The sequence below is a fragment of the Georgenia phoenicis genome, from assembly GCF_047302425.1.
GTDB lineage: Bacteria > Actinomycetota > Actinomycetes > Actinomycetales > Actinomycetaceae > Oceanitalea.
Window position 1 is genome coordinate 2,416,872 of the sequence record NZ_CP154855.1, and the last position, 21,767, is coordinate 2,438,638.

Annotated in this window: 21 protein-coding genes; 5 read left to right on the forward strand and 16 right to left on the reverse strand. The window is 72.9% G+C overall.

All coding sequences use genetic code 11. The features are described 5' to 3' along the window. Positions 1–42: 42 nt before the first annotated feature. The 10 genes from AA0005_RS11490 to AA0005_RS11535 form a co-directional block, all read right to left on the reverse strand. Positions 43–2,601, reverse strand: a complete 2,559-nt coding sequence (locus tag AA0005_RS11490; protein ID WP_413453092.1) for a rhamnogalacturonan lyase — start codon at positions 2,599–2,601, stop codon at positions 43–45. A gap of 29 nt (positions 2,602–2,630) precedes the next feature. Next, positions 2,631–3,677: a Gfo/Idh/MocA family protein gene (locus AA0005_RS11495; RefSeq protein ID WP_413450308.1), complete on the reverse strand. Its 1,047-nt coding sequence runs from the start codon at positions 3,675–3,677 to the stop codon at positions 2,631–2,633. Then, positions 3,674–4,258 carry a hypothetical protein gene (locus AA0005_RS11500; RefSeq protein ID WP_413450309.1) on the reverse strand — a complete coding sequence of 195 codons (585 nt, stop codon included), beginning with the start codon at positions 4,256–4,258 and terminating at the stop codon, positions 3,674–3,676. The genes AA0005_RS11495 and AA0005_RS11500 overlap by 4 nt, the downstream gene beginning before the upstream one ends. An 11-nt stretch (positions 4,259–4,269) precedes the next feature. Further along, complete coding sequence (locus tag AA0005_RS11505) at positions 4,270–5,181, reverse strand: carbohydrate ABC transporter permease (protein ID WP_413450310.1); 912 nt, start codon at positions 5,179–5,181, stop codon at positions 4,270–4,272. Further along, complete coding sequence (locus AA0005_RS11510) at positions 5,178–6,077, reverse strand: carbohydrate ABC transporter permease (protein WP_413453093.1); 900 nt, start codon at positions 6,075–6,077, stop codon at positions 5,178–5,180. Before AA0005_RS11510 ends, AA0005_RS11505 begins: the two co-directional genes overlap by 4 nt. Before the next feature lie 86 nt (positions 6,078–6,163). Then, positions 6,164–7,468, reverse strand: a complete 1,305-nt coding sequence (locus tag AA0005_RS11515) for an ABC transporter substrate-binding protein (protein ID WP_413450311.1) — start codon at positions 7,466–7,468, stop codon at positions 6,164–6,166. A 212-nt stretch (positions 7,469–7,680) separates the two neighbouring features. After that, positions 7,681–8,748: a rhamnose ABC transporter substrate-binding protein gene (gene rhaS / locus AA0005_RS11520; RefSeq protein ID WP_413450312.1), complete on the reverse strand. Its 1,068-nt coding sequence runs from the start codon at positions 8,746–8,748 to the stop codon at positions 7,681–7,683. 11 nt (positions 8,749–8,759) lie between these two features. Then, positions 8,760–9,803, reverse strand: coding sequence for an ABC transporter permease (locus AA0005_RS11525; RefSeq protein ID WP_413450313.1), 1,044 nt, complete (start codon positions 9,801–9,803; stop codon positions 8,760–8,762). After that, a complete protein-coding gene (locus AA0005_RS11530; RefSeq protein WP_413450314.1) occupies positions 9,793–10,833 on the reverse strand; it encodes an ABC transporter permease in 1,041 nt (346 codons plus the stop codon). The genes AA0005_RS11525 and AA0005_RS11530 overlap by 11 nt, the downstream gene beginning before the upstream one ends. After that, positions 10,830–12,344 carry a sugar ABC transporter ATP-binding protein gene (locus tag AA0005_RS11535; protein WP_413450315.1) on the reverse strand — a complete coding sequence of 505 codons (1,515 nt, stop codon included), beginning with the start codon at positions 12,342–12,344 and terminating at the stop codon, positions 10,830–10,832. Before AA0005_RS11535 ends, AA0005_RS11530 begins: the two co-directional genes overlap by 4 nt. 131 nt (positions 12,345–12,475) lie before the next feature. Between AA0005_RS11535 and AA0005_RS11540 the strand changes: the two genes are divergently transcribed. Together AA0005_RS11540 and AA0005_RS11545 are read left to right on the forward strand one after the other, a co-directional pair. Further along, positions 12,476–13,507 carry a LacI family DNA-binding transcriptional regulator gene (locus tag AA0005_RS11540; RefSeq protein WP_413450316.1) on the forward strand — a complete coding sequence of 344 codons (1,032 nt, stop codon included), beginning with the start codon at positions 12,476–12,478 and terminating at the stop codon, positions 13,505–13,507. Positions 13,508–13,560: 53 nt separating this feature from the next. Beyond that, positions 13,561–14,496 carry an NAD(P)-dependent oxidoreductase gene (locus AA0005_RS11545; RefSeq protein ID WP_413450317.1) on the forward strand — a complete coding sequence of 312 codons (936 nt, stop codon included), beginning with the start codon at positions 13,561–13,563 and terminating at the stop codon, positions 14,494–14,496. Positions 14,497–14,503: 7 nt separating this feature from the next. On the opposite strand, the gene dinB is transcribed toward AA0005_RS11545, so the two are convergent. From dinB to AA0005_RS11560, 3 genes are all read right to left on the reverse strand, one after another. Then, positions 14,504–15,766 (reverse strand): DNA polymerase IV, encoded by a 1,263-nt coding sequence (gene dinB / locus AA0005_RS11550; RefSeq protein WP_413450318.1) that lies wholly within the window; start codon positions 15,764–15,766, stop codon positions 14,504–14,506. A gap of 63 nt (positions 15,767–15,829) precedes the next feature. Next, positions 15,830–16,384 (reverse strand): hypothetical protein, encoded by a 555-nt coding sequence (locus AA0005_RS11555; RefSeq protein ID WP_413450319.1) that lies wholly within the window; start codon positions 16,382–16,384, stop codon positions 15,830–15,832. Beyond that, the gene (locus AA0005_RS11560) at positions 16,377–16,877 is read right to left on the reverse strand and encodes a hypothetical protein (protein ID WP_413450320.1); all 501 of its coding nucleotides are present in this window, start codon (positions 16,875–16,877) and stop codon (positions 16,377–16,379) included. Before AA0005_RS11560 ends, AA0005_RS11555 begins: the two co-directional genes overlap by 8 nt. Before the next feature lie 43 nt (positions 16,878–16,920). Between AA0005_RS11560 and AA0005_RS11565 the strand changes: the two genes are divergently transcribed. Then, positions 16,921–17,346 (forward strand): hypothetical protein, encoded by a 426-nt coding sequence (locus tag AA0005_RS11565; RefSeq protein ID WP_413450321.1) that lies wholly within the window; start codon positions 16,921–16,923, stop codon positions 17,344–17,346. 24 nt (positions 17,347–17,370) lie between these two features. Here AA0005_RS11565 and AA0005_RS11570 read toward each other — a convergent pair whose 3' ends face one another. Beyond that, positions 17,371–18,198, reverse strand: a complete 828-nt coding sequence (locus AA0005_RS11570) for an LLM class flavin-dependent oxidoreductase (RefSeq protein ID WP_413450322.1) — start codon at positions 18,196–18,198, stop codon at positions 17,371–17,373. A gap of 59 nt (positions 18,199–18,257) precedes the next feature. Here AA0005_RS11570 and AA0005_RS11575 point away from each other — a divergent pair, with 59 nt between their 5' ends. Continuing rightward, positions 18,258–18,506: a hypothetical protein gene (locus AA0005_RS11575; protein ID WP_413450323.1), complete on the forward strand. Its 249-nt coding sequence runs from the start codon at positions 18,258–18,260 to the stop codon at positions 18,504–18,506. Between the two features lie 29 nt (positions 18,507–18,535). Further along, positions 18,536–19,279 (forward strand): ATP-binding cassette domain-containing protein, encoded by a 744-nt coding sequence (locus AA0005_RS11580; RefSeq protein ID WP_413450324.1) that lies wholly within the window; start codon positions 18,536–18,538, stop codon positions 19,277–19,279. 15 nt (positions 19,280–19,294) lie between these two features. On the opposite strand, the gene AA0005_RS11585 is transcribed toward AA0005_RS11580, so the two are convergent. Further along, the gene (locus AA0005_RS11585) at positions 19,295–20,191 is read right to left on the reverse strand and encodes a universal stress protein (RefSeq protein ID WP_413450325.1); all 897 of its coding nucleotides are present in this window, start codon (positions 20,189–20,191) and stop codon (positions 19,295–19,297) included. A gap of 70 nt (positions 20,192–20,261) precedes the next feature. Beyond that, entirely contained in the window at positions 20,262–21,755 is a 1,494-nt protein-coding gene (locus tag AA0005_RS11590) for a UDP-N-acetylmuramoyl-L-alanyl-D-glutamate--2,6-diaminopimelate ligase (RefSeq protein ID WP_413450326.1), read from the reverse strand. Between the last annotated feature and the right edge of the window lie 12 nt (positions 21,756–21,767).

A 21,767-nucleotide genomic window follows, 5' to 3' on the forward strand; every position in this document is an offset into this window, starting at 1 on the left:
CGCGGTCCCCACCCGAGCGGGTGGGGGCCGCGCCGTCTGCTGCTAGCGGATCAGCGCGAGGAGTGCGGTGGCCTGCCCCCGCAGGTCCGCACGCGCGTCCTCACCGAGCGTGTCGGGGCGCTTGGGGTTGTCCAGGTGCCGCACGAAGCGGTCCAGCGCCGTGGCGGCCGGGCCGGTCCGCCCGCCCTCGAGGTGGCGCTCCGCCAGCTCGGCGGCCTTGGCCAGCTGCTGGGCGATCGGCCCGGCAACCTCCCCGGAGTCGACGTGGGCGTCGACCGCAGCCCGCAGCGCCGCCACCGACGTGATCGGGTCGGCGTCCGGCCCGTACCGGTGGTCGGGCACCGGGACGTCCTGCCAGGCGATGTCCGAGGCGAGGTAGAAGCTCGGGTAGGCCGGCTGGTTGTACGTCGTCTGCTGGCGGGCGACCTCCACGCGGTACTGCGGGTCGTGCATGAGCGTGTGGAGCTTGCGGTCGGTGACCTCCGTGCTCACGTAGAGCCGCACCGCCGAGCTGTCCGCGGTGCGCACGAGCAGCTCCTCGCGCCAGTCGCCGAGGACGTCGGCCACGAGCGAGGGGTTGCCCTTGGTCCCGTTGTTCGTCCGCGTGCCCTCCGCTGCGAGCAGGGTGCCGCGCGTCCAGTCGTCCACCGTCACGTCCTGGTCGCCGGACCCGTTGACGATCTGCGTCGTCATGTCGGCCGCCCAGCGGATCGACTGGTTCGTCCCGGGGATCTGCTCGGAGATGACCTCACCGGTCGGGGTGTGCAGGCCGAGGGCGCCGGAGCCACCCGGCATGCTCGCCCACGACTCGAGGCCGCGGGAGCCGGGGACGACGTCGCCGACCATGCCGCGGCCGGTGTCCCGCCCGGAGTAGGTGCCGAAGATCAGCTCGCCGTCCTCGGCCTGGCGCATCGCCATCCCGTAGGGCGCCCAGGCCCCGCCCTCGTGGACGGTGAAGATCTCCAGACCGGGCCGGTCGGGGTCGATGTCCGCGACGTGCATGGCGTCGCCGTGGCCGTAGCCGGCCCAGGCGCCCGGGTCGGCGCTCTCCGGCGGCAGCTCGGCGAAGGAGCTGTACAGCAGGCTGCCGTCGTGGTCGATGGTCGCGCTGCCGTAGACGATCTCCTGGAAGCCGTCCCCGTCGACGTCGGCCGAGCTCAGCGAGTGGAAACCCTGGGTGGTGATGGAGCCGAACTCCGGGTCGGTGCCGGGGGTGCCGTGCGGGCCGGCGTTGAAGGGGTTGTCCATCGGCGTCCAGCCGGAGTCGACGAACCAGCGCTCGGACAGGCTCGTGCCGTCCCAGTCGTAGGCGACGAGCGTCGAGCGCGTGTAGTAGCCGCGGGCGAAGACGGCGGAGGCCTCGTCGCCGTCGAGGTAGGCGACCGTCGCGAGGAAGCGGTCCACCCGGTTGCCCGGCTCGATCCGCGACATCGCGTAGTCGCCCCACATGAGGCCGTCGTCGTGGCGGCCCGGCTTGTAGTGGATCGTGTCGAGCTCCCGGCCACTAGCGCCGTCGAAGACGGTGAGGTACTCCGGGCCGGTGAGGATGAAGCCCTCGAAGTCGCGCAGCGCGTTGCGCGCGCTCCGTGCCGGGGCGTACACGTCGATGAAGTGGTCGACGAGCGCGGCGGCGTCCGCCTCGGAGAGCGGGTAGTCGTAGGCCGGGGCGATGCCGAAAGCCTCCTCCAGCGTGGCCGGCCACCTCCCGGCGACGACCTCCGGGTGCTCGTGCCAGCCGCGGAACATCCCGACGAGGTGGTCGTAGTAGTCCTCGGCGCTCATCCGGTAGTCGTCGGTATGGGCGTAGCCCGCGGCGACGTCCTCTGCCGGCATGGTGATGTACCGCGCCTCGTCCTCCTGCCCGCCCGCGTAGCTGCGGGTGCCCGGGGCGGTCTTGAGCATGATCTCCGCGCGGCCGTCGCCGTCGAAGTCGTAGACGAGGAACTGGGTGTAGTGCGCGCCCGCCCGGATGTTGACGCCCAGGTCGATCCGGTTGAGCAGGGTGCCGTCGAGCTCGTAGGTGTCGACGTAGACGTTGCCGGTGTAGCCCACCTGGGAGACGTCCTTGGAGTTGGACGGGTCCCACTTGACGACGTACTCGTACTCGCCGTCGCCGTCGACGTCCCCGACGCTCATGTCGTTGGCGGAGTAGGTGTAGGCCTCCCCCGCCGGCGTGACGCCGTCCGCCGGGCGCTGCAGCGGCAGCTCGAGGTAGCCGCCGTCAGCGGGCGTCACGGACTCGCTCGGTCCCGCGCCCTCGGCGGGTTCCACGGTGTACTCGGCGGCGGCACCGCCGTCGGGGTCGAGGTAGTTGGTGCTGTCCTCGACCGTCGCGAGCAGCTCCCCGTCGCGGTGGACGTGGAAGTCCGGCGCCTCGGCGCCGGACTCGGTGTAGGCGCTGACCTCGTCGCCCAGCAGGCGCCAGCTGAGGAAGGTGCCCTGCTCGGTCGACAGGGCGACCAGGCCCCGGTCGAGCTCCTCGAGGCGCGGCCCTCGCCCGTCGTCGGCGGCGGTCGCCGTGCTCACCGTGCCGAGCGCGAGTGCCGCGACGGCCCCCGCGCTCAGCAGCGTGCGCGCCGGGCGGCGCATGTCATGACTCATCATCGAATCTCCCCGTCGTTGGATTGGGTTCAGGACACTTGTGGGACCTCGACGAAGGCGCGGGTCCGGGCGGAGGTGATCGCGGCGTCGATGAAGGCGGCAGCGGCGGCGGCCTGGCGGCCGGGTGCGGGGTTGTCCGCCCGGCCGGCGACGACGTCGGCGAAGGTCCGTGCCGGCTGCCAGGTGCGCTCGGGTTTCTCGTGGGCGGCGGCGATGGTGACGTCGACGCCGTCGGACCGGCGGAGCACCGCGCGCCCGGACATCATGTCCTGGTCGACGACCCCGTGGGTGCCCAGGTACCGCACGGCGTGCCGCTCGGCCCGTCCCGGGCCGGCCATCCCGCTCGAGCTCACGACACCGGTGCCGCCCCCGGTGAGCCGGAAGGCCGCGACGTCGTCGACGTCGACCTCCTGACCGCGGTGGTCGACGAAGGCGGCGACCTCGGCGACCTGCCGGTCGGTGACCCAGCAGACCATGCCCATGACGTGGGTGAGCTGCGTCTGCGCCTGTCCCCCGCCGGTCTCGGCACCGTAGCTCTCCGGGTGCTGGTCCTCGGGTGCGTCGTCAGCGTGCGGCTCGGCCTCCTCCGCGCGGGCGAAGAGCCCGCCGGTGCTCGAGCTGAACTCGGCCATGACCTGGACGAGCTCGCCGATGTCGGACTGCACGGCCTCCCGCACCAGGCGCGCGGCCGGCGTGTACTGGTCGGTGTAGCCGACCGCGAGCTGCAGGCCCGCCCGCTCGGCCCGGGCGACGAGGTCGGCGGCGTCCTGCGCCGTCGTCGTCAGGGGCTTCTCGACGAAGACGTGCCACCCGCGGTCCAACGCCTCCGCGGCGAGCTCGTGGTGGGTGGTGTGAGGGGTCGCGACGAGCACGCCGTCGACGCCGACCCTCTCGAGCTCCGCAAGCTCGGTGACGACTTCCGCGACGCCGTGCCGCTCGGCGAGCTCGGCCGCCCGCTCGCGCTGCGGGTCGCACAGGGCCACCAGCCGCGCGCCGTCGTAGGCGGCCAGCGAGGGGACGTGGTGGTTGGCCGACCACCAGCCCGCGCCGACGACGGCGAGACGCGGCGCGGTCACCGCCGCCCGCCCGCGCGGTACTCGACCCCGACGACGGCCAGGCACAGCAGCCCGGGGACGACGAGGAGCAGCGGCGTGAGCATCCAGACCATGACGCCGCACAGGAGGACGGCGGACAGGAGCAGGACCGAGCCGGCGAGGTCCGCGGTCGACGCGGCGGCGGCCGCGCGGAGGTTCGCACCCCAGTGCCGCTCGCGGGACCAGGACCCGGCCGCCCGCAGGACGACGACGACGGCGCAGGCGGCGACGGCGGCGCTCACGACCCGGACGAGCGTGCCGCCCGGCAGCGCTCCCCCGGCGGCGACCGCGCTGTTGAGGTCGAGGACGAGGAGGAGGGCGAGGAGCCCGAGGGAGACGAGCCAGCCGCCCGAGCGGAGGGCGCGACGGACGTCGGCCCACAGCTCGGCGAGGGAGTCCGGGCGGGCCTCGAGGTGGCGCCGCAGGTGCCCCGCGCCGGCAGCCAGCGCCGGCACGAGCGTGACGAGCGGGAGGCTGAGCACGAAGAGCACCATCCCGGTGAGCAGCACCTCGCTGAAGAAGGCGAATCCCGAGGTGCCGTGCGGCAGCCTCCTGTCCCTCACCGCTCCCACGCTCATCCCTTGAGGCCCTGGGTCGCCACGCCCTCGACGATGTGCCGCTGGAAGAGGATGAAGAAGAGCAGCACGGGCACGAGCGCGAGGACGGCCATCGCCATCTGCGCGCCGTAGTCGGAGACGCTCGTCTGGTCGACGAACAGCCGCAGCGCGATCGGCAGCGTCGCCAGCTCGGGGTTCTTGAGGTAGAGCAGCGGCCCGAAGAAGTCGTTCCAGCTCCAGATGAAGGAGAAGATCGACGCGGTGACGAGGGCCGGCTTCATCAGCGGCAGCATGATCGAGGTGAAGATCCGCACGTGGCCGGCGCCGTCGATGCGCGCCGCCTCGTCCAGCTCGCGCGGCAGGTTGCGCATGAACTGGACCATGAGGAAGACGAAGAACGCGTCCGTCGCCAGGTACTTGCCGATGACGAGCGGGACGAAGGTGTTCACCAGCCCGAGCTCGTTGAAGACGATGTACTGCGGGATGATGACGACGTGGAACGGCAGCAGCAGCGTGCCGATCATCAGCGCGAACCAGATGTTGCGGCCCGGGAAGTCGAGCCGGGCGAAGGCGTAGGCCGTGACCGACGAGGACACGAGCACGCCGACGACGGTGAGCACCGCGAGCACGACGGAGTTCTGCACGAAGGTCCAGAAGGACACCCCGCCGATGCCCTCGAGCGCGGTGAGGTAGTTCTGGCCCGTGCCGTCGGCCGGGATGAGGCTGACGTTGCCGACGATGTCGTTCGAGGGCTTGAAGGACGACATGAGCATCCACAGGCCGGGGTAGAGCACCACGGCCGTGAGGACGAGCATCATGAGGTGGAAGGCGAGCCGCTTCCCGGTGCGTCGGGGCCGGCGTCGCTCGGTCTGCTCCGTGACCGGCACCTGGCCCGCGGGGACCGGCGCGGTGGTCGTTGCCGTACTCACTTCGACTCCCCGCTGTAGTGGACCCAGGCCCGCGAGCTGCGGAACAGGCCGGCCGTGATGAGGCCGACGACGAGAACGAGCACCCACGCCATCGCCGAGGCGTAGCCCATGTCGAACTGCGTGAAGCCCTTGATGTAGAGGTAGAGCGTGTAGAACAGCGTCGAGTCGGCCGGGCTGCCGGTGCCGTTGGAGATGATGAACGCCGAGGCGAAGATCTGGAAGGCGTTGACCGTCTCGAGCAGCAGGTTGAAGAAGAGGACCGGCGAGAGCATCGGGATGGTGATCTTGAGGAACTTGCGCACCGGACCGGCGCCGTCCACCGAGGCCGCCTCGTAGAGCTCGGGCGGGATCTGCTTGAGGCCGGCGAGGAAGATGACCATCGGCGCACCGAACTGCCAGACCGTGAGCAGGATGAACATCGGCATCGTCTTGCTCGGGTCACCGACCCAGCCGCCCCAGTCGAGGCCGACGGAGCGTCCCATCCGGTCGACGATGCCCTCGTCGATGAACATCGCCTTCCAGACGATGGCGACGGAGACGCTCGCGCCGATGAGCGAGGGTGCGTAGAACACCGAGCGGTAGAAGCCGCCGCCCCCGAGCTTGGTGTTGAGGAGCATCGCCACCCCCAGCGCAGCCGCCAGCTTGATCGGCGTGCCGAGGAAGACGTAGATGGCGGTCACCTTGGCGGAGGTGAGGTAGCGCGGGTCGGAGAACATCCGCTCGAAGTTCTCCAGACCGATCCACTCCGGTGGGGAGAAGAGGTCGTAGTCCGTGAAGGCCAGGTACAGCGAGGCCAGCATCGGCAGGGCCGTCAGCGCGAAGAAGCCGATCAGCCAGGGACTGAGAAACGCGTAACCAGCCTTGGTCTCCCGGCCCAGCGGCCGCCTGCCCTTGATCGCAGGCGGCCGCGGGACGGTGACCTGAGGAGGTAGCGCCTCGGTGGGAAGTGCCACGAGTCTTTCCCCTCGTTACGGTGCGGTGGTCAGTTGAGCAGCTGCTCGGCCTCGGCGAACCACGCGTCGACGAACTCGTCCACGGTGATCGACCCGAGGCCCAGCTCCTCCGAGAGGCGCAGGTAGGTGGCCTCGAGGGAGCCGAAGCCCTCGACCGGCTGCGGCACCGTGGCGGTGATGTCGTCCGCGACGGCCTCCTCGTACTCGGCGACCATGGCGTCCACGCCCTCGAGCGTCACACCGTCGCGCTGGGTCTCGGAGGCGGGCAGGCCGCGGCTGGTGCCGAAGATGCCGCCGACCTCGGGGTCGTTGGTGAGGAAGTCGACGAGCAGGGCCGCGGCCTCCGGCTCCTCGCTGTTCGCGGCGACCGACAGGAACATCGCGGGCTTGCTGAACAGCGCCTTCTCGCCGTCCTCGCTCGAGGGCGGCACGAGCAGGCCCATGTCCTCGGTGCCGCTGTCGGCGATCGCGAGGGAGATCATGTTGTCCCAGTTGAACTCGGTGGCCACCTGGTTGTTGGTGAAGCCGGTCTTGGGCGCGAGCTGGATCGTGCGGTCCGTGGGGAAGGTCTGGCCGCCCTCACGGAGCTCGGCGGTGGACTCGAGCCACTCGGCCATGTCCTCCTCGGTGAAGGCGATGCCCTCGTCGTTGAAGACCTCGTTGCCCTGCTGGGTCATGTGCAGCGCGAACATCCAGAAGACGCCGCTGTAGTCCATGCCGCCGTAGAGCTGGGGGTCCAGCCCGGCGCCAGCCTCGGAGGCGGCGGTGATCCACTCGTTGTACTCCGACCACGTGTAGTCCTCGGAGGGGACCTCGACGCCGAGCTGGTCGAGCACGGTCTGGTTGTAGTGGAGGGAGAGCACGTTGGTGCCGGTGGGGATGGCGTAGGTGGCCTCACCGAGCTGGCCGGAGGCGAGCACCGTCTCCTCCATGGCGGAGACGTCGATGTACTCGTCGAGGTAGGGCTCGAGGTCGAGGAGCTGGTTGCGCTCGCCGAACTGGCGCAGGTAGGACAGGTCCATCTGGACGATGTCCGGGAGGCTGGAGCTCGCGGCCTCGGTGGCGCGCGCGGGCCAGTAGTCGTTCCACGCGGCGAAGTTCAGCTGGACGTCGATGTTCGGGTACTCCTCGTTGAAGAGGTCGATCGACTCCTGGTAGCGGGCCGCGCGGTCGTCGTTGCCCCACACCGTCATCGAGAGGGTGACCGGCTCCTCGGTGTCGAACTCCTCGGCGGGAGGGGCGTCCTGGCCCTCGCTGTCGCCGCCGCCACAGGCGGCGAGCAGCAGGGCGGTGGCGGCAGCCGCCGCCGGGATCGTCATAGCTCTGCGCTTCATCGGTGAGCCTCTCTGCTCTCAGGCGCCGTCGGGGGGAGTCGGGCGCCGGTCTCAACGGCGTAGGTGAATCGGTACAAGCGAGTGTACCGGCCCGACTGAATCGTTACAACACTCTGGGCGAGCGCTTACCGCCCGGACGTGCCGTCGGCCCCGCCGGGCGGGCACCGGCCTCTCGGGCCGGTGCCCGCCCGGCGGGGCCGGCGGGAGCGGGGTCAGAAGTCGAAGTCGTCGATGTTGTCCGCGTTGAAGCGCGTCGGCGGGCCGAGGACGATGACGCCGTCGGGGCCGACGGTGTACTCCCCCAGCTCACCGGCGGTGAAGGTGTCGCCCTCGCCGCTGATCATCCCCGAGGCAAGCGCCGCGCCGGTCCAGGCGGCGAGCTCGCCGAGGGCGCCCGGGTCCCACAGCGCGAACTCGGTGACGGTCCCGTCCTCGACGTACTCGCGCATGTCGTTCGGCGTGCCGAGGCCGGTGACCGCGACGTCGTAGTCCGAGCCCTGGACGTAGCGCGCGGCGGCGAGGATGCCGACCGTCGTCGGGGCGACGATGACCTCGAGGTCCGGGTAGGACTGGAGCAGGCCCTGGGTCTCGGCGAAGGACTTCTCGTCCTCGTCGTCGCCGTAGGCGGTGGCGACGAGCTCGAGGTCCGCGTAGTCGGGGTTGTTCTCGAGCTCCTCCTCCATCACGGCGATCCACGCGTTCTGGTTGGCGGCGTTGGCGGTCGCGGACAGGACGGCGATCTGGCCGTCCCCGTCGGCCTGCTCGGCGGCCATCTCGACGAGCGCCTTGCCGACCTCCTCGTTGTCCACCTGGCTGACGAACAGGTCGCGGCAGGAGGGGTCGACGTCGGAGTCGAAGGTGACGATCGCGGCGCCCCCGGCGCTGGCCTGGTCCAGGGAGGAGCACAGCGCGTTGGGGTCGTTGGCGGAGAGCAGGATGGCGTCCACGCCCTGCTGGGAGAGCGTGTCGATGTAGCTGACCTGCGAGGAGGCCGAGGCGTCCGAGGGGCCGGTGTACTCGTAGGTGCCGCCGAGCTCGGTGACCACCGCCTCCGCCCCCTCCGAGGAGGTCTCGAAGTACGGGTTGTTCACCGACTTCGGCAGCATGGTGATGGCCAGGCCCTCGGCGAAGTCCTCGGCCTGCTCACCGGATCCCTGAGTCTCCTCCGCGGGGCCGCCGGTGTCCTCCTCCACGCTGTCCTGCGTGGTGCCGCCGCAGGCGGTGAGGGCCAGGGCCAGGCCCATGGCCAGGGCGACGGAGCGTCGTTGCGTCCTTGTCATGGCACTTCCTTTCATCGTGCCGCGGGTGCGGCGCTGGGGGCGGGCGGGCGGCGTCGGCGCAGAGCGCGGCGGCCGCGGGCCAGCAGGTTGGGCAGCAGGACGGAGATGATGAGCAGGGAGCCGGTGACGACGGTGAGCGCCTCGGTGGAGATCCGCTCGAGCCGCAGCGCGTTCTGCAGCGACATGAGCAGGACGACGCCGGCGAGCACGCCGGGCAGCGAGCCCTTGCCGCCGAAGATCGACACCCCGCCGAGCAGCACGGCCGCGACGACCGTGAGCTCGAGCCCGAAGGCGTTGTCGCCGCGGGCACTCGCGTAGCGCATCGTCCAGAAGGCGCCGACGAGTCCGGCGACCGCGCCGGAGGTGACGAAGAGCAGGAAGCGGGTGCGCCGGACCCGGATGCCCGCGTACGCGGCCGCGGTGGCGTTGGCACCGATCGCGTAGATCGCGCGGCCCGCGGGGGTCGCGTGGAGGACGACGGCGAACACGGCGGCCAGCACGACGAGGGCGGGCAGGATGTTGGGCATCCACCCGACCGAGCCGATGGTCCAGCCGGTGAAGGAGCGCGGGAAGGAGGCGACGGCGCTGTCCCCGAGCAGGACGTAGGACAGCCCCCGGTACAGCGCGAGGGTGCCGATGGTGACGGCCAGTGCGGGCAGCCCGAGCCCGGCGACGAGGGCACCGTTGACCGCGCCGAGCACGGCACCGAGGACGACGGCGAGCACGAGGATCGTCTCGAGCGGCAGCCCCGCGTTCCACATGACGCCGATCGCGCTGGAGGTCAGCCCGACCATCGAGGCCACCGACAGGTCGATGTCGCCGGTGACGATGATGAGCGTCATCGGCAGGGCGAGCACGAGGATCGGGGCGAGGTCGAGGACGAGGAAGCCGAGGTTGCGCGCGGTGCCGAAGTGCTCGACCCCGAGCGAGGCGGCGACGAGGAATACGAGGGTGACCGCGATGATCGCGGCGTCCCAGCCCAGCCCCCGGCGGCCGCGGCGCACCGGGGCGGTGGGAGCGGTGTCGGCGGTGCGGGGCGAGGTGTCAACCGACATGGGAGGCCTTCCGTGACGCCGCCGCGGTACGGACCGCGACGATCCGGTCGAGCGCGATGGCGCCGATGATGAGGGCGCCGACGATGGCGCGCTGCCAGAACTGGTCGATGCCCAGTGTGGGCAGGGCGTTGTTGATGACGGTGAGGAGCAGCGCACCGAGGGCGGCGCCGAGCACGGTGCCGCTGCCGCCGAAGATCGCCACGCCGCCGACGACGACGGCGGCGACGATGTCGAGCTCGAGCCCGTTCCCGGCGGAGGCGTCGACGGTGCCGTAGCGGGCGGCGTAGAGCACCCCGCCGAGCCCGGCGAGCAGCCCGGCCGTGACGTAGGCGGTCATCAGCCGGCGGGTGGCCGGGATGCCGGCGAGCGTGGCGGCCTCGGGGCTCGAGCCGAGCGCGTACAGGTCGCGGCCGGCCCGGTAGCGGCCGAGGAAGACCCCGACGGCGACGACGGCGAGGACCGCGATGAGCGTGAGGTAGGGCAGCCCGAGGACCCGCCCGGTGCCGAAGTCGAGGAAGCCGCGCGGCATGTCACCGGCACTGATCCGGGAGCCGCCCGCCCAGAAGTACACGACCCCGCGGAAGAGGTAGAGCGTGCCGAGGGTGGCGACGAGCGGCGGCACGCCGCCCCACGTCACGAGGGCACCGTTGACCACGCCGCACAGCGCGCCGATGAGGACGCCGAGGAGCACGGCCACCGGGACCGCGAGCTCGTACTCGCTCATGAAGGTCGCGGTGCCGAAGGCGGACAGCCCGAGCACCGAGCCGACGGACAGGTCGATGCCGCGGGTGAGGACGACCATCGTCATGCCCGAGGCGAGGAGGACGGTGATCGCGGCGGCGAGGAGGATGTCGCGGACGCTCTGCCCGGACAGGAAGCGCGGGTTCACCGCGGCGGTGACACCGACGAGGATCGCCAGCGCGAGGACCAGGCCGAGGATGCGGGCGCCCAGGAGCAGCCGCAGGCGACGGACCCAGACGTCCTCGCGAGGGGGGACGACGGCGGGCGGAGGGGACGTCGTCGTCGTCATGCTGCCTCCACGGCGGTTCCGGCACGGATGATGGTCTCCTCGGTGGCCTCGGCCCGGGGGATGTCGGCGGCCAGGCGGCCCTCGCGCATGACGAGGACGCGGTCGGCCATGCCGAGCACCTCGGGCAGCTCGGAGGAGACCATGAGGACGGCGACGCCGCGGGCGGCGAGCGCGGACATGAGGCGGTGGACCTCGGCCTTGGTCGCGACGTCGATACCGCGGGTGGGCTCGTCGACGATGAGCACCTTGGGCTCGGTCGAGAGCCACTTCGCCAGCACGACCTTCTGCTGGTTGCCGCCGGAGAGCGTGGCGACCGGGTCGCTGAGCCGGGAGAAGCGGGTGTGCAGGCGCTCGGCCCATTCCTGGGCGGAGCGGCGCTCGCTGCGGCCGGTGAGCACGCCGAGCCGGGACAGGGCCCGGGCGCGCGGCAGGGTGATGTTGCGCTGGATCGACAGGTCGAGGACGAGGCCCTGCTGCCGGCGGTCCTCAGGGACGAGCACGAGCCCCGCGGCCATCGCCGCCCGGGGTCGGTTCGGGGGCAGGGTGCGACCGGCGACCCGCACGGTCCCGGCGTCGCGTGGGTCCACCCCGAAGACGCTCTGCACCACCTCGGAGCGGCCGGAGCCGACGAGGCCGGCGAGGGCGACGATCTCCCCCGCCCGCACCTGGAAGGAGACGTCGGCGAAGATGCCGGTGCGGGTGAGGCCCTCGACCTCGAGGACCACCTCGCCCGGCTCGAAGTCCTCCTTGGGGAAGAGGGTGGACAGGTCGCGGCCGACCATCCGGCGGACGAGCTCGTCGGTGGTCACCTCGCTCATGAGGTCGGTGGACACGTGCCGCCCGTCGCGCATGACGGTGACCCGCTGGCACAGGGCCTCGACCTCGGCGAAGCGGTGGGAGATGAAGAGGACCGCCGCCCCCTCCTCGCGCAGGCCGCGGACGACGGCGAAGAGCCGGTCGACCTCGACGCCGGACAGCGCGGCGGTGGGCTCGTCCATGACGAGCACGCGCGCGCCGACGGACAGCGCCTTGGCGATCTCGACGAGCTGCTGGTCGGCGATCGACAGGCCCCGGGCGGGATGGTCGGGGTGGAGCGGGACGCCGAGGCGGTCGAAGAGCTCGGTGGCGGCGGCGTTCATCGCGGCGCGGTCGATCGTCCCGGCGCGCCCGCGCGGCTGGCGGCCGACGAAGATGTTCTCGGCGACCGTGAGGTCGGGGAAGAGCGTGGGCTCCTGGTAGATGACGGCGACGCCGGCGGCCATCGCGTCCGAGGTGCTGCGGAAGGTCGCGGGCGCCCCGTCGACCGTGAGGGAGCCGGAGTCGGGCTGGTGGACGCCGGCGAGCACCTTGATGAGCGTCGACTTGCCCGCCCCGTTCTCACCGACGAGGGCGTGCGCCTCGCCGGCGTAGAGCTCCAGGCGGGCGCCGCGCAGCGCCTGCACGGCGCCGAAGCTCTTGGTCACGCCCTCGAGGGCGACGACGGGGCGCGGAGACTCGTTCTGCTCGGACATCGGTGTCCTCACTGGTGATCGTATGAATCGGTTCAAGCAGTGCTGCGACCTTACTCACACGCCCCGCTTTGCGTCAACGGTCCGCCTCGGAACCGGACACCGGGAGCGTCCCCGCTTGTAACGTTTGCATCATGGCCAGCACACGCGCGAGCATCCGGGACGTCGCCTCGCTCGCGGGCGTCTCCGTGGGCACCGTCTCCAACGTCCTCAACCACCCCGAGCGGGTGTCCCCCACGACCCGGACCCGCGTCGAGGACGCCGTCGAGAAGCTCGGCTTCGTCCGCAACGAGTCCGCGCGGCAGCTGCGCGCCGGCAACAGCGGGATGATCGGCCTCGTCGTGCTCGACGCCGGCAACCCGTTCTTCACCGACGTCGCCTTCGGGGCCGAGCAGGTCATCACCGACGCGGGCTACTCGCTCATGCTCGCCAACAGCGGCGAGGACCCCCAGCGCGAGGCCCGCCACTTCGGTCTCTTCGAGCGCATCCGGGCCGAGGGCGTGCTCGTCTCCCCGGTCGACGCCACGAGCGGGGCACTGGCCCGGCTGCGGGACCGGGGTGTGCCCGTGGTCCTCGTGGACCGGGGCACCGAGCTCACGCACGAGTGCTCCGTCGCGGTGGACGACGCCGCCGGCGGCCGGCTGGCCACGGCCCACCTGCTCGAGCAGGGCCACCAGCGCATCGCCGTCGTCGGCGGCCCCGAGACGCTGCGCCAGGTGACCGAGCGACGCGCGGGTGCGCAGGAGGCGGTGGCCGGCTTCGCCGACGGCAACGGCCGCTGGGCACGCCTGCAGGTGGTGCCCACCAGCGCCCTGACGATCGCGGAGGGCCACCGCGTCGGCACCGAGATCGCCGAGATGCCGGCCGACGAGCGACCGACCGGTGTCTTCGCCCTCAACGACCTGCTCGCCCTCGGGCTCCTGCAGAGCCTGACCCTTGCCGGCCTGCGGGTGCCGGAGGACGTGGCGATCGTCGGCTACGACGACATCGCCTTCGCCGCCGCCGCCACCATCCCGCTCAGCTCGGTCCGCCAGCCGCGCGACGACCTCGGGCGCCGGGCCGCCGAGCTGCTCCTCGAGGAGGTCCGCGGGGCGGACGACCACGAGCACCAGCACGTGCTCTTCAGCCCCGAGCTCGTCGCGCGCGCCTCCACGCTCGGCCGCTGACGGTCCGGCCGGCGACGCGCCCTCACCGCGCCGGGTGACCTACCGTCGAGGCCATGACCCGCACCTTCCAGCGCATGCTCCTCGCTGGGCGCGACGCCGACCGCCTCGCCGCCGACCTCGCCGAGGCGGTCCCGGCGGTGACAACCCGCACCGTGCGCCACGGCGCGCTCTCCGCCGAGGACGCCGCCTGGGCCGACAGTTACACCGGCTTCACCGTCCCGCCGAACCTCGGGGACTCCGCAGTGCGGTGGGTGCACCTGCCGATGGCGGGCGTTGACCGCGTGGTCGCGGACCTGCGCGGCCGCGACGTCGTCCTCACGCGGACCGTCGGCGGGATGCCGCAGGCGATCGGCAGCTACGTCCTGGCGCACCTCCTCGCCGAAGCCTGGCGGCTGCGCGAGTACGACGCCCAGCAGGCGCGGGCGCAGTGGCAGCCACTCGAGCCGGTGCGGACCACGGGCCGCACCGTCGTCGTCCTCGGCACCGGGGAGATCGGCAGCGGCGTGGCCCGCGTCGTCCGCGCGGCCGGGTACCGCGTGATCGGCGTCAACACGCGGGGCACCGCGGCCGCCGACTTCGACGACGTCGCGGCCCTGGCCGACGCCGGCCCGCACCTCGCCACGTGCGCGGCTCTCGTCAACGCCCTCCCGCTCACCGACGGCACCCGCGGCCTCGTCGACGCGAGCGTGCTCGACCGGCTGGACGGCGCCATCGTCGTCAACGTCGGGCGCGGTGCCACGCTGGTGGCCGACGACCTGCGCGCAGCCCTGGACGGTGGCCGGGTGCGCCGCGCGGTGCTCGACGTCCACGAGACCGAGCCGCTGCCGGCGGAGGACTGGCGCTGGTCCCACACGGCGGTCACCGTGACGCCGCACGTGTCGGGGCCGACCATGCCGGAGGACGTCGTCGAGGCCATCGTCGCCGCCCACGCGGCGCTGGCGGAGGGCCGCCGGCCGGCCCACGCCGTCGACCTCGGGCGGGGTTACTGAACGGGGCTCACAGCTCCTTCTCGGCGAGCTCGCGGAACTCGTCGGGCACGCCCGCGGAGTGGCCCATTGCCGCGGGGAGGTAGCCGACGGCGGAGCGGCCGAAGCGCTCGCGGGCGGCGTCCATCGACCGGTCCAGGGCCCATCGGGCGGCGCCAGTCTCCGAGCCGGGGCGCCACGGGTCGGGCGGCGGGAGCTCGAGCTCGAGCTGGATGGCTGCCTGCGTGGTCAGCTTGGACACCGAGATGCCCAGCAGGGTGATCTCGGGACGCTCGGCCTCCTCCTCGTCGATCGCCTGCCAGGCCAGCCGCTCGGCGACCTCGGTGAGGGTGAGCGTGGCCGAGACCGGTCCGGGCAGCGTGTGGGCGCGGGTGACCGAGCGCATGGCGGGGAACCGCACCCGGACCGTCACCGTGCGTCCGGCCAGGTCCTTGGCGCGCAGCCGGCCGGCGACGCGTTCGGCCAGGCCGCTGAGCACCTCGCGCACGAGCTCGCGGGTGGCCGGGCGGCGCCCGATGGCCGACTGCGCCCCCACGGACCGCGCCCGGGTGGAGGTGCTCACGCGCCGGGGGTCCTCGTTGTGCGCGAGGCTGTGCAGGGTCCCGCCCGTGGCGCGGCCGAGGTAGCGCTCCATGGCGGAGCGCTCGGTGCGGGCGAGGTCGCCGATGGTGTGGATCCCGCGGTCGGACAGGCGCTGCTGCGTCACCGGCCCGACTCCCCAGATGAGACCGACCGGCAGCGGGTCGAGGAAGTCCCGCTCGTCGTCGGGTTCGACAACGACGAGCCCGTCCGGCTTGGCGACCTGCGAGGCGATCTTGGCCAGGTGCTTGGTGCGGGCGGCGCCGACCGAGATCGGCAGACCAACCTCGGCGCGGACACGGTGGCGCAGCGTCGCGCCGATGGCGGCGGGCGGGCCGAAGAGGTGCGTCGAGCCGGAGACGTCGAGGAAGGCCTCGTCGATGGAGATGCGCTGGACGACGGGCGTGACGTCGCGGAGGATCGCCATGACGTCGTCGGCGATGGCCTGGTAGCGGTGGAAGGAGCCACGCACGAAGACGAGGCCCGGGCACAGCTGCGCCGCCTTCCACCCGGCCATCCCGCCCTGGACGCCGTGGGCCTTGGCCTCGTACGACGCGGCGAGGACGACTCCCCCGCGGTCGCTGCCACCCACCGCGATGGCCCGCCCGCGCAGCGCGGGCTGGAGCAGCTGCTCGACGGAGGCGTAGAACGCGTCGAGGTCCGCGTGGAGGATGGTCGGCCCGGTGGTGGACACAAAGCCAGCATACTCGAACAGGCGTTCGATCCGCCGGTCGTCGAAGTGCCAGCGTGCGACCCGTTACCGCGGCGTAGGCACCAGCGCCGCGTACTCGCTGAGAAGTCGTCGAAGGAGCGCGGAGTAGGGAGTCCAGGAGAACCGGAGCGACAGGGGTGGCGCGAGACCGTCGTGCTCGACGTCGAAGCGGTCGTCGTCCTGCCAGCCGATGTCCCGCCACTCCACCGCGTCGTCGCCGATGACCAGCTCCGCGGTCAGTGCACCGCAGCTGATGTTGGCGCACCCCGCGCAGGAGAGCAGCACCACACGAGCGTCGGGAAGCTCCGTCGGCCCGTCGCCGAGGAGGCTTCGCAGACTCTTGACGGCCAGCTCCGGCCAGAAGCCGTCCGACCGGAGGGGAGGGTGCTCAGCCGGGAGGTCCGCCTCGTCCGGCCAGCCCGACCGCTGCGCGATGACCTGCCGCAGAGACACGCCGTCGATCGTCCAGTCGCTGACGGTGCGTTCCTCGACCGACACCCTCTGCCGGAACAGTCCTCGGACGTGCGTGATCTGTGTTGTCGTGGGGCGTGCGCCGAGGACGTTGGCTGCGGCGCCGGCGGGCACGCCGAGCTCAGCCACGAGAGGTCCGGCGCGCGGCGCGGTGGCTCGTGCGAGGCGTCGGCTCCGGCAGACCGACGAGTTCCCGGAGCCGGGCCGCGTGGCGCGCGACGACCGCGCGACGGCCCAACAGCCCGTAGGCCGTCACCTCTCGACCGGACGTCAGGGTGAGCCTCACCGTCGTCCACCACCAGCTGGGCCAGGAGCTGCCGCCGAGACGACCGTCGTAGTTGACGACCCGAACAGCGACGACGTCGGCACGGGAGAGGCGGTGGGTCCACTCGAGGTTCCGCACGACGACGGTCTCCTCGCGGACGGTCACGCCGAGCGCGCACGCTCGGGTGGCCAGTGCGACGGCGCCGACCATGAATCCGACGGGGATCGCCTCCCATCGCCCGGCGCCCGGGAGCTCCGGGTCGTACACGCCCATGAGGGTCGCGCCGGCGAACAGCACCGCCACGGCGACGAGGAACACCTGGTACCCACGTGTCCGGACGGCTCCCACGCGGCTCATCATGGCAGAGCGTTCACGGCTTCCCGACTGCTACACTGTGCCGGTGCCCGTCGACATCAGGTCAGTGCTGCACCGCGTCGTCGACGAGGTCTTCGACGACGTCTCCTTCGGCAAGATGGCGGACGACGATGAGGCACCGCGCGGCTACGGCATACGACTGCGCAACAGTGCCGGCGCTCACGCGCCGGAGCGCCACGCCTTGATCACAGCGAACAACGAGCGGTTCGGCGCTCACCTCCTGGACCTCGACGTGGGCGCCATCCGCTTCGACTACGACGATGACGAGGTGGGGAAGGAAGCCGAGCTCCGGGACCTTGCCGTCCTCGTGCGGGCCTACCTGTATGGCGCGGGAGACGTGACATACCGACGAAGCCTCGTCCGGCGGCGGCCCTTGCCCGTGCTGACGATCGACGCAGGTGGCATCCAATGGCGCCTCGGCCGGCACGTGAGCTCGTGGCTCGAGCTCTGAGCCCACCCGGCACGTCCCAGCACGTCAGGCCCGCCGCGGCCCGCTGCGGATGAACGCGAGGAGGTTCTCCGGGCGCGCCCTCTCCTCCTCCCAGCGGGACTCGATCCACCACGTCGCCCCGGCGTCGGCGAGCTCGCGGACGCGACTCATGGCGGCCGCGTCGTCCAGCACGCCCTCGACGACGACGTCGAAACCCGCTCCCCCGTCCTCGCGCCGCTCGGCCGCGAGCGCCCGGATGTCGGTCACCATCTGCGGGGTGACCGGCTCGCCCGGCCCGCCCATGGGCTGGGGCAGGACGCCGTCCCACCGCAGCGCCCGGCTCATCGAGCGCGTGGAGGGCCACGCCCCCACCACCCATACCGGGACGCGGGGCTGCTGCACTGGCCGCGGCCGGAAGACGAGGTCCTCGACCCGGTGGTGGGTGCCGGCGTAGCTGAAGGGCTCCCCGCGCCAGGCGAGGTCGAGGATGGCGAGGGAGTCGTCGAGGAGCTCGGCGCGGGTGCGCCGCTCGGTCGGTGCGCCGGAGACGCGGCTGAACGCGCCGTCGTCGGCCGCTCCCAGGCCCACGGGCATGACGAGACGCCCGCCGGAGAGGTGGTCGACGGTGATCGCCTCGCGCGCCACTTTCCACGGGTGGCGCCGGGCGAGGGCGAAGACCATCGCGCCCAGCCGGATGCGGCTGGTGGAGACGGCGACCGCCCCGAGCAGCGCCCACGGGTCGTAGGTGTCCATCGTCCCGACGCTGATGCCGTCCCAGGTGAAGAAGCCGTCCCAGCCGGCCTCCTCGGCGGCGACCGCCATCTCCAGCACCTGCTGGGCGGACCCGAAGGACGCGACGACGCCGTACCTCATGGCCCGACGCTACTCGCGCGGCCCTGGCCAGAACAGGGCCGGCGGAGGATCATGGGTGCATGGGACGCATCGTCGCGCTGCCCGCTCGGGGCGAGGTCGTCGCGGACGTCCGCGGCGGCGGCCGGGCGCTGCGCGTGTCGTGGCACCACGACGCCGGCGTCGCCGTCCTCTCGCTGTGGCACGGCGACGTGTGCACCGGCACGGTCCGCGTCGCCGCCGAGGACGTGCCTGCGCTGGTCGCCGCGCTCACCGAGGGGCTCGCCGCCGGCTACGAGCCGGCCGCCCGGTCCGCGAGCCCCACCGGCTGAGTGTCGGTCCGCCCTGGCACAGTGGGCGCGTGACCGCCCAGCTCCGCATCGAGATCCACCCGGAGGCGTCCGCCCACCCCGCGGCGTGGCCCGACACCGTGCCCGCCGTCGCCCACCTCCTCGAGCACGGGCTGGAGATCCCGCCGGGCGTCACCTTCCTCGTCGGGGAGAACGGGGCGGGCAAGTCGACGATCGTCGAGGCCGTCGCGGAGGCGCTCGACATCCCCGCCGACGGCGGGTCCACCGACCACGTCGGCGGCGCCGAGCGCGGGCACGCCACCGACCGCTCCGACCTCGGCCGGCGCCTGCGCCCGGTGTGGCGCGACCGCGCGGCCTGGCGCCGCGGCTTCTTCCTCCGCGCGGAGACGATGCACCGCTTCGTCAGCTACCTCGAGGACGCCTCCGCGCCGGCCGGTGCGCCGCCGTCCCCCCACGACCTCCACCAGCTGAGCCACGGCGAGTCCTTCGTCGAGATGCTCACCGGCAGGTGGGTGCGCACTGCCGGCGTCGTCCTGCTCGACGAGCCCGAGTCCGCGCTGTCCTTCACGACGTCCCTCGCGCTCCTCGACGTGCTCGCCCTGCTCGCCGAGGGCGAGCGGCACGTCCTGTGCGCCACCCACTCCCCGATCCTCACCGCGCTGCCCGGCGCCCGGGTCCTCCAGCTCGACGAGGACGGCATCACGCCGGTCGCGTGGGAGGACCTCGAGGTCGTGCGCCACTGGCGCGGCTTCCTCGAGGCCCCCGGGCGCTACCTGCGCCACCTCACCGGCTGAGGCCGCTCATCCGGCCTACGGGTCGTCCGGGTGCTCGGGCTCCTCACCGCCGGGCACGACGGCGACCGACACCTTGGCCCGGGAGAGCACGCCCTGGCTCACCGAGCCGAGCATGAGGCCGGTGAAGCCGCCCAGGCCGCGCTTGGCGACGACGAGCAGGCTCGCCCCCTCCGCCTCCTCGACGAGCGCCGCCTCCGGGTGGCGGCGCAGCACCCGCAGCTCGATGTCGAGCCCGGGGTGCTCGGCCGCGACCTCGTCGACGGCGCGGCGCGCTGCCACGGTGGCCTGCTCGGACCTGGCGACGAGGTCGGCGTACCAGTCGCCCGGGGGCGCGCCCATCGGCAGCTCGACGTACTCGGCGCGCACGGCTCGCACCGGGGCGCCGGTGGCGGCGGCGTGCGCGACGGCGAAGCGCAGCGCCTCCGCGGCGGCGGGCGACCCGTCGACGCCGACGACGACGGGCCCGCTCGCGGCGGGGCCGCGGACGACGACGACCGGGCAGCGGGCGTACATCGCCACCTGCTGGGACACCGAGCCGACGATGAGGCCGGTGACACGCCCGTGGCCCCGGGCGCCGAGGACGAGCATGGCGGCCTCCCGCGAGGCCTTGATGAGCTCGGGCGCCGCCCGGCCCACCCGCACCTCGGTGGTGACGGTGAGCGAGGGGAACGCCTCGCGGGCCGCACCCGCCGCCCGCTCGCACACCTCGCCGCCGATCTCGAGCGGGTTGGCGGTGTCGAGCACCGCGACGTACCCGCCCACGGCGTGGAGGTGGACGAAGGCGTGGACGACGTGGAGCGTGGTGCCGCGGCGGTCGGCCTCGGCGGCCGCCCACAGGACGGCGGTGTCGGCGAGCGAGGAGCCGTCGACCCCGACGACGATCGGGCGGTTCATCTCTGACGGACTGGTCATGGTCATCGCCTCCCACCTCCTTGATACCGCGTCGGAGGGCCGCAGGGCGAGGACCTTGGGCCCGGGGCCGCTACGGCCTCCCGGCGGCGTGCTCGCGGCGCAGCGCCAGGGCCTCGCGGGCCTCGGCCATCTCGTCCCAGTCGATCGTCTCGGTGTCCCGCTCGAGGGTGGCCTCCGGGCCCTTGCCGGCGAGCACGACGGTGTCCCGCGGGCCCGCCTGGCCTACCGCGTGCCGGATGGCCTCGCGCCGGTCGCCGATGCTGACGAAGTTCGAGCGCCCGGCCTCGCGGGCGCCGCGCTCCATCTCGGCGAGGATGTCGGCCAGCGGGGTGTCGCGGTGGTCCTCCTCGGTGAGGACGGCGACGTCCGCCATGCGGGTGGCGACCTCGCCGAGCGGGGCGCGCTTGGAGGGGTCGCGGGGGCCGCCGGCAGAACCGATGACCACCCACAGCCGCTCCTCCGTCGTCACCCGCACGGTCGCCAGCGCCTTGTCGAGGCTCGGTGGGGTGTGGGCGAAGTCGACGATGACGCGCGGGTCGCCGTCCTGCCGCTCGGCCATCTCCATGCGGCCGGGCACGCCCGGGAAGGTGGCCAGCCCCGCGACGAGCTCCTCGAGCGGGACGCCCGCGGCGTGCACGCCGGCCATGGCGGCCAGGGCGTTGGCGACGTTGAAGCGGCCGATCATCGGCAGCACCGCCGTCGCCGAGCCGGCGGGGGTGTGGACGGTGAAGCGCAGGTCGTCCGGCCCCTCGACGACGTCCTCGGCCCGCCAGTCGGCCTCGCGGCCCTCCGCGCTGTAGGTGGTGCGGCTCGGGGCCATCGGCAGCAGCTGCTCGGTCCACGGGTCGTCGGCGTTGAGGACGGCGTGGCGGGCGCGCTGGACGAGGAGGGACTTGTCGGCGAAGTACTGCTCCATCGTCCCGTGGAAGTCGAGGTGCTCCCCCGTGAGGTTGGTCCAGATCGCGACGTCGAAGTCGACGCCACGCACGCGGTCGAGGGCGAGCGCGTGGGAGGAGGCCTCGACGACGGCGTCCGTGGCGCCGTCGTCGACCATGTCACGCAGGATCTGCTGGACCTGCGGCGCCTCGGGGGTGGTGAAGTGCGTGGGCGGCTGGCGGAGCACGCCGTCGGGCAGCTCGTAGCCGATCGTCGACAGCAGCCCGGTGGCGCGGCCGGCGCTGCGGAGGAGGTGGCGCGAGAGCGCGGACGTCGTCGTCTTGCCGTCGGTGCCGGTGACGCCGAGGACGGTGAGCCCGCGGCTCGGGTGGCCGGCGAGGGCCGCGGCGGCGTCGGCGAGGGCGGCCCGGGCGCTCGTCACCCGCAGGTACGGGACCGGGGAGGTGACGCCGTCGGGCAGGCCCTCGCCGAGGACGGCGACGGCGCCGCGTGCGACGGCGTCGGCGATGAAGGCGTGGCCGTCGGCCCGGGCGCCGCGGATGGCGACGAACACGTCGCCCGTGGTGGCCCAGTCGGCCTGGTGGGTGGCGCCGCGGACCTCGGTCGACGCGTCCGCCCCCGCGGGCAGCTCGAGGTCCAGCGCGGCAGCCAGGTCACCAAGTCTCATAGCGACCAAGCG

Bases quoted from the DNA above. Each gene is read 5' to 3' on its own strand.
- AA0005_RS11490 (WP_413453092.1), bottom strand. From the start codon at position 2,601: ATGAGTCATGACATGCGCCGCCCGGCGCGCACGCTGCTGAGCGCGGGG.
- AA0005_RS11515 (WP_413450311.1), bottom strand. From the start codon at position 7,468: ATGAAGCGCAGAGCTATGACGATCCCGGCGGCGGCTGCCGCCACCGCC.
- rhaS (WP_413450312.1), bottom strand. From the start codon at position 8,748: ATGACAAGGACGCAACGACGCTCCGTCGCCCTGGCCATGGGCCTGGCC.
- AA0005_RS11525 (WP_413450313.1), bottom strand. From the start codon at position 9,803: ATGTCGGTTGACACCTCGCCCCGCACCGCCGACACCGCTCCCACCGCC.
- AA0005_RS11530 (WP_413450314.1), bottom strand. From the start codon at position 10,833: ATGACGACGACGACGTCCCCTCCGCCCGCCGTCGTCCCCCCTCGCGAG.
- AA0005_RS11535 (WP_413450315.1), bottom strand. From the start codon at position 12,344: ATGTCCGAGCAGAACGAGTCTCCGCGCCCCGTCGTCGCCCTCGAGGGC.
- AA0005_RS11540 (WP_413450316.1), top strand. From the start codon at position 12,476: ATGGCCAGCACACGCGCGAGCATCCGGGACGTCGCCTCGCTCGCGGGC.
- AA0005_RS11545 (WP_413450317.1), top strand. From the start codon at position 13,561: ATGACCCGCACCTTCCAGCGCATGCTCCTCGCTGGGCGCGACGCCGAC.
- AA0005_RS11560 (WP_413450320.1), bottom strand. From the start codon at position 16,877: ATGAGCCGCGTGGGAGCCGTCCGGACACGTGGGTACCAGGTGTTCCTC.
- AA0005_RS11570 (WP_413450322.1), bottom strand. From the start codon at position 18,198: ATGAGGTACGGCGTCGTCGCGTCCTTCGGGTCCGCCCAGCAGGTGCTG.
- AA0005_RS11575 (WP_413450323.1), top strand. From the start codon at position 18,258: ATGGGACGCATCGTCGCGCTGCCCGCTCGGGGCGAGGTCGTCGCGGAC.
- AA0005_RS11585 (WP_413450325.1), bottom strand. From the start codon at position 20,191: ATGACCAGTCCGTCAGAGATGAACCGCCCGATCGTCGTCGGGGTCGAC.
- AA0005_RS11590 (WP_413450326.1), bottom strand. From the start codon at position 21,755: ATGAGACTTGGTGACCTGGCTGCCGCGCTGGACCTCGAGCTGCCCGCG.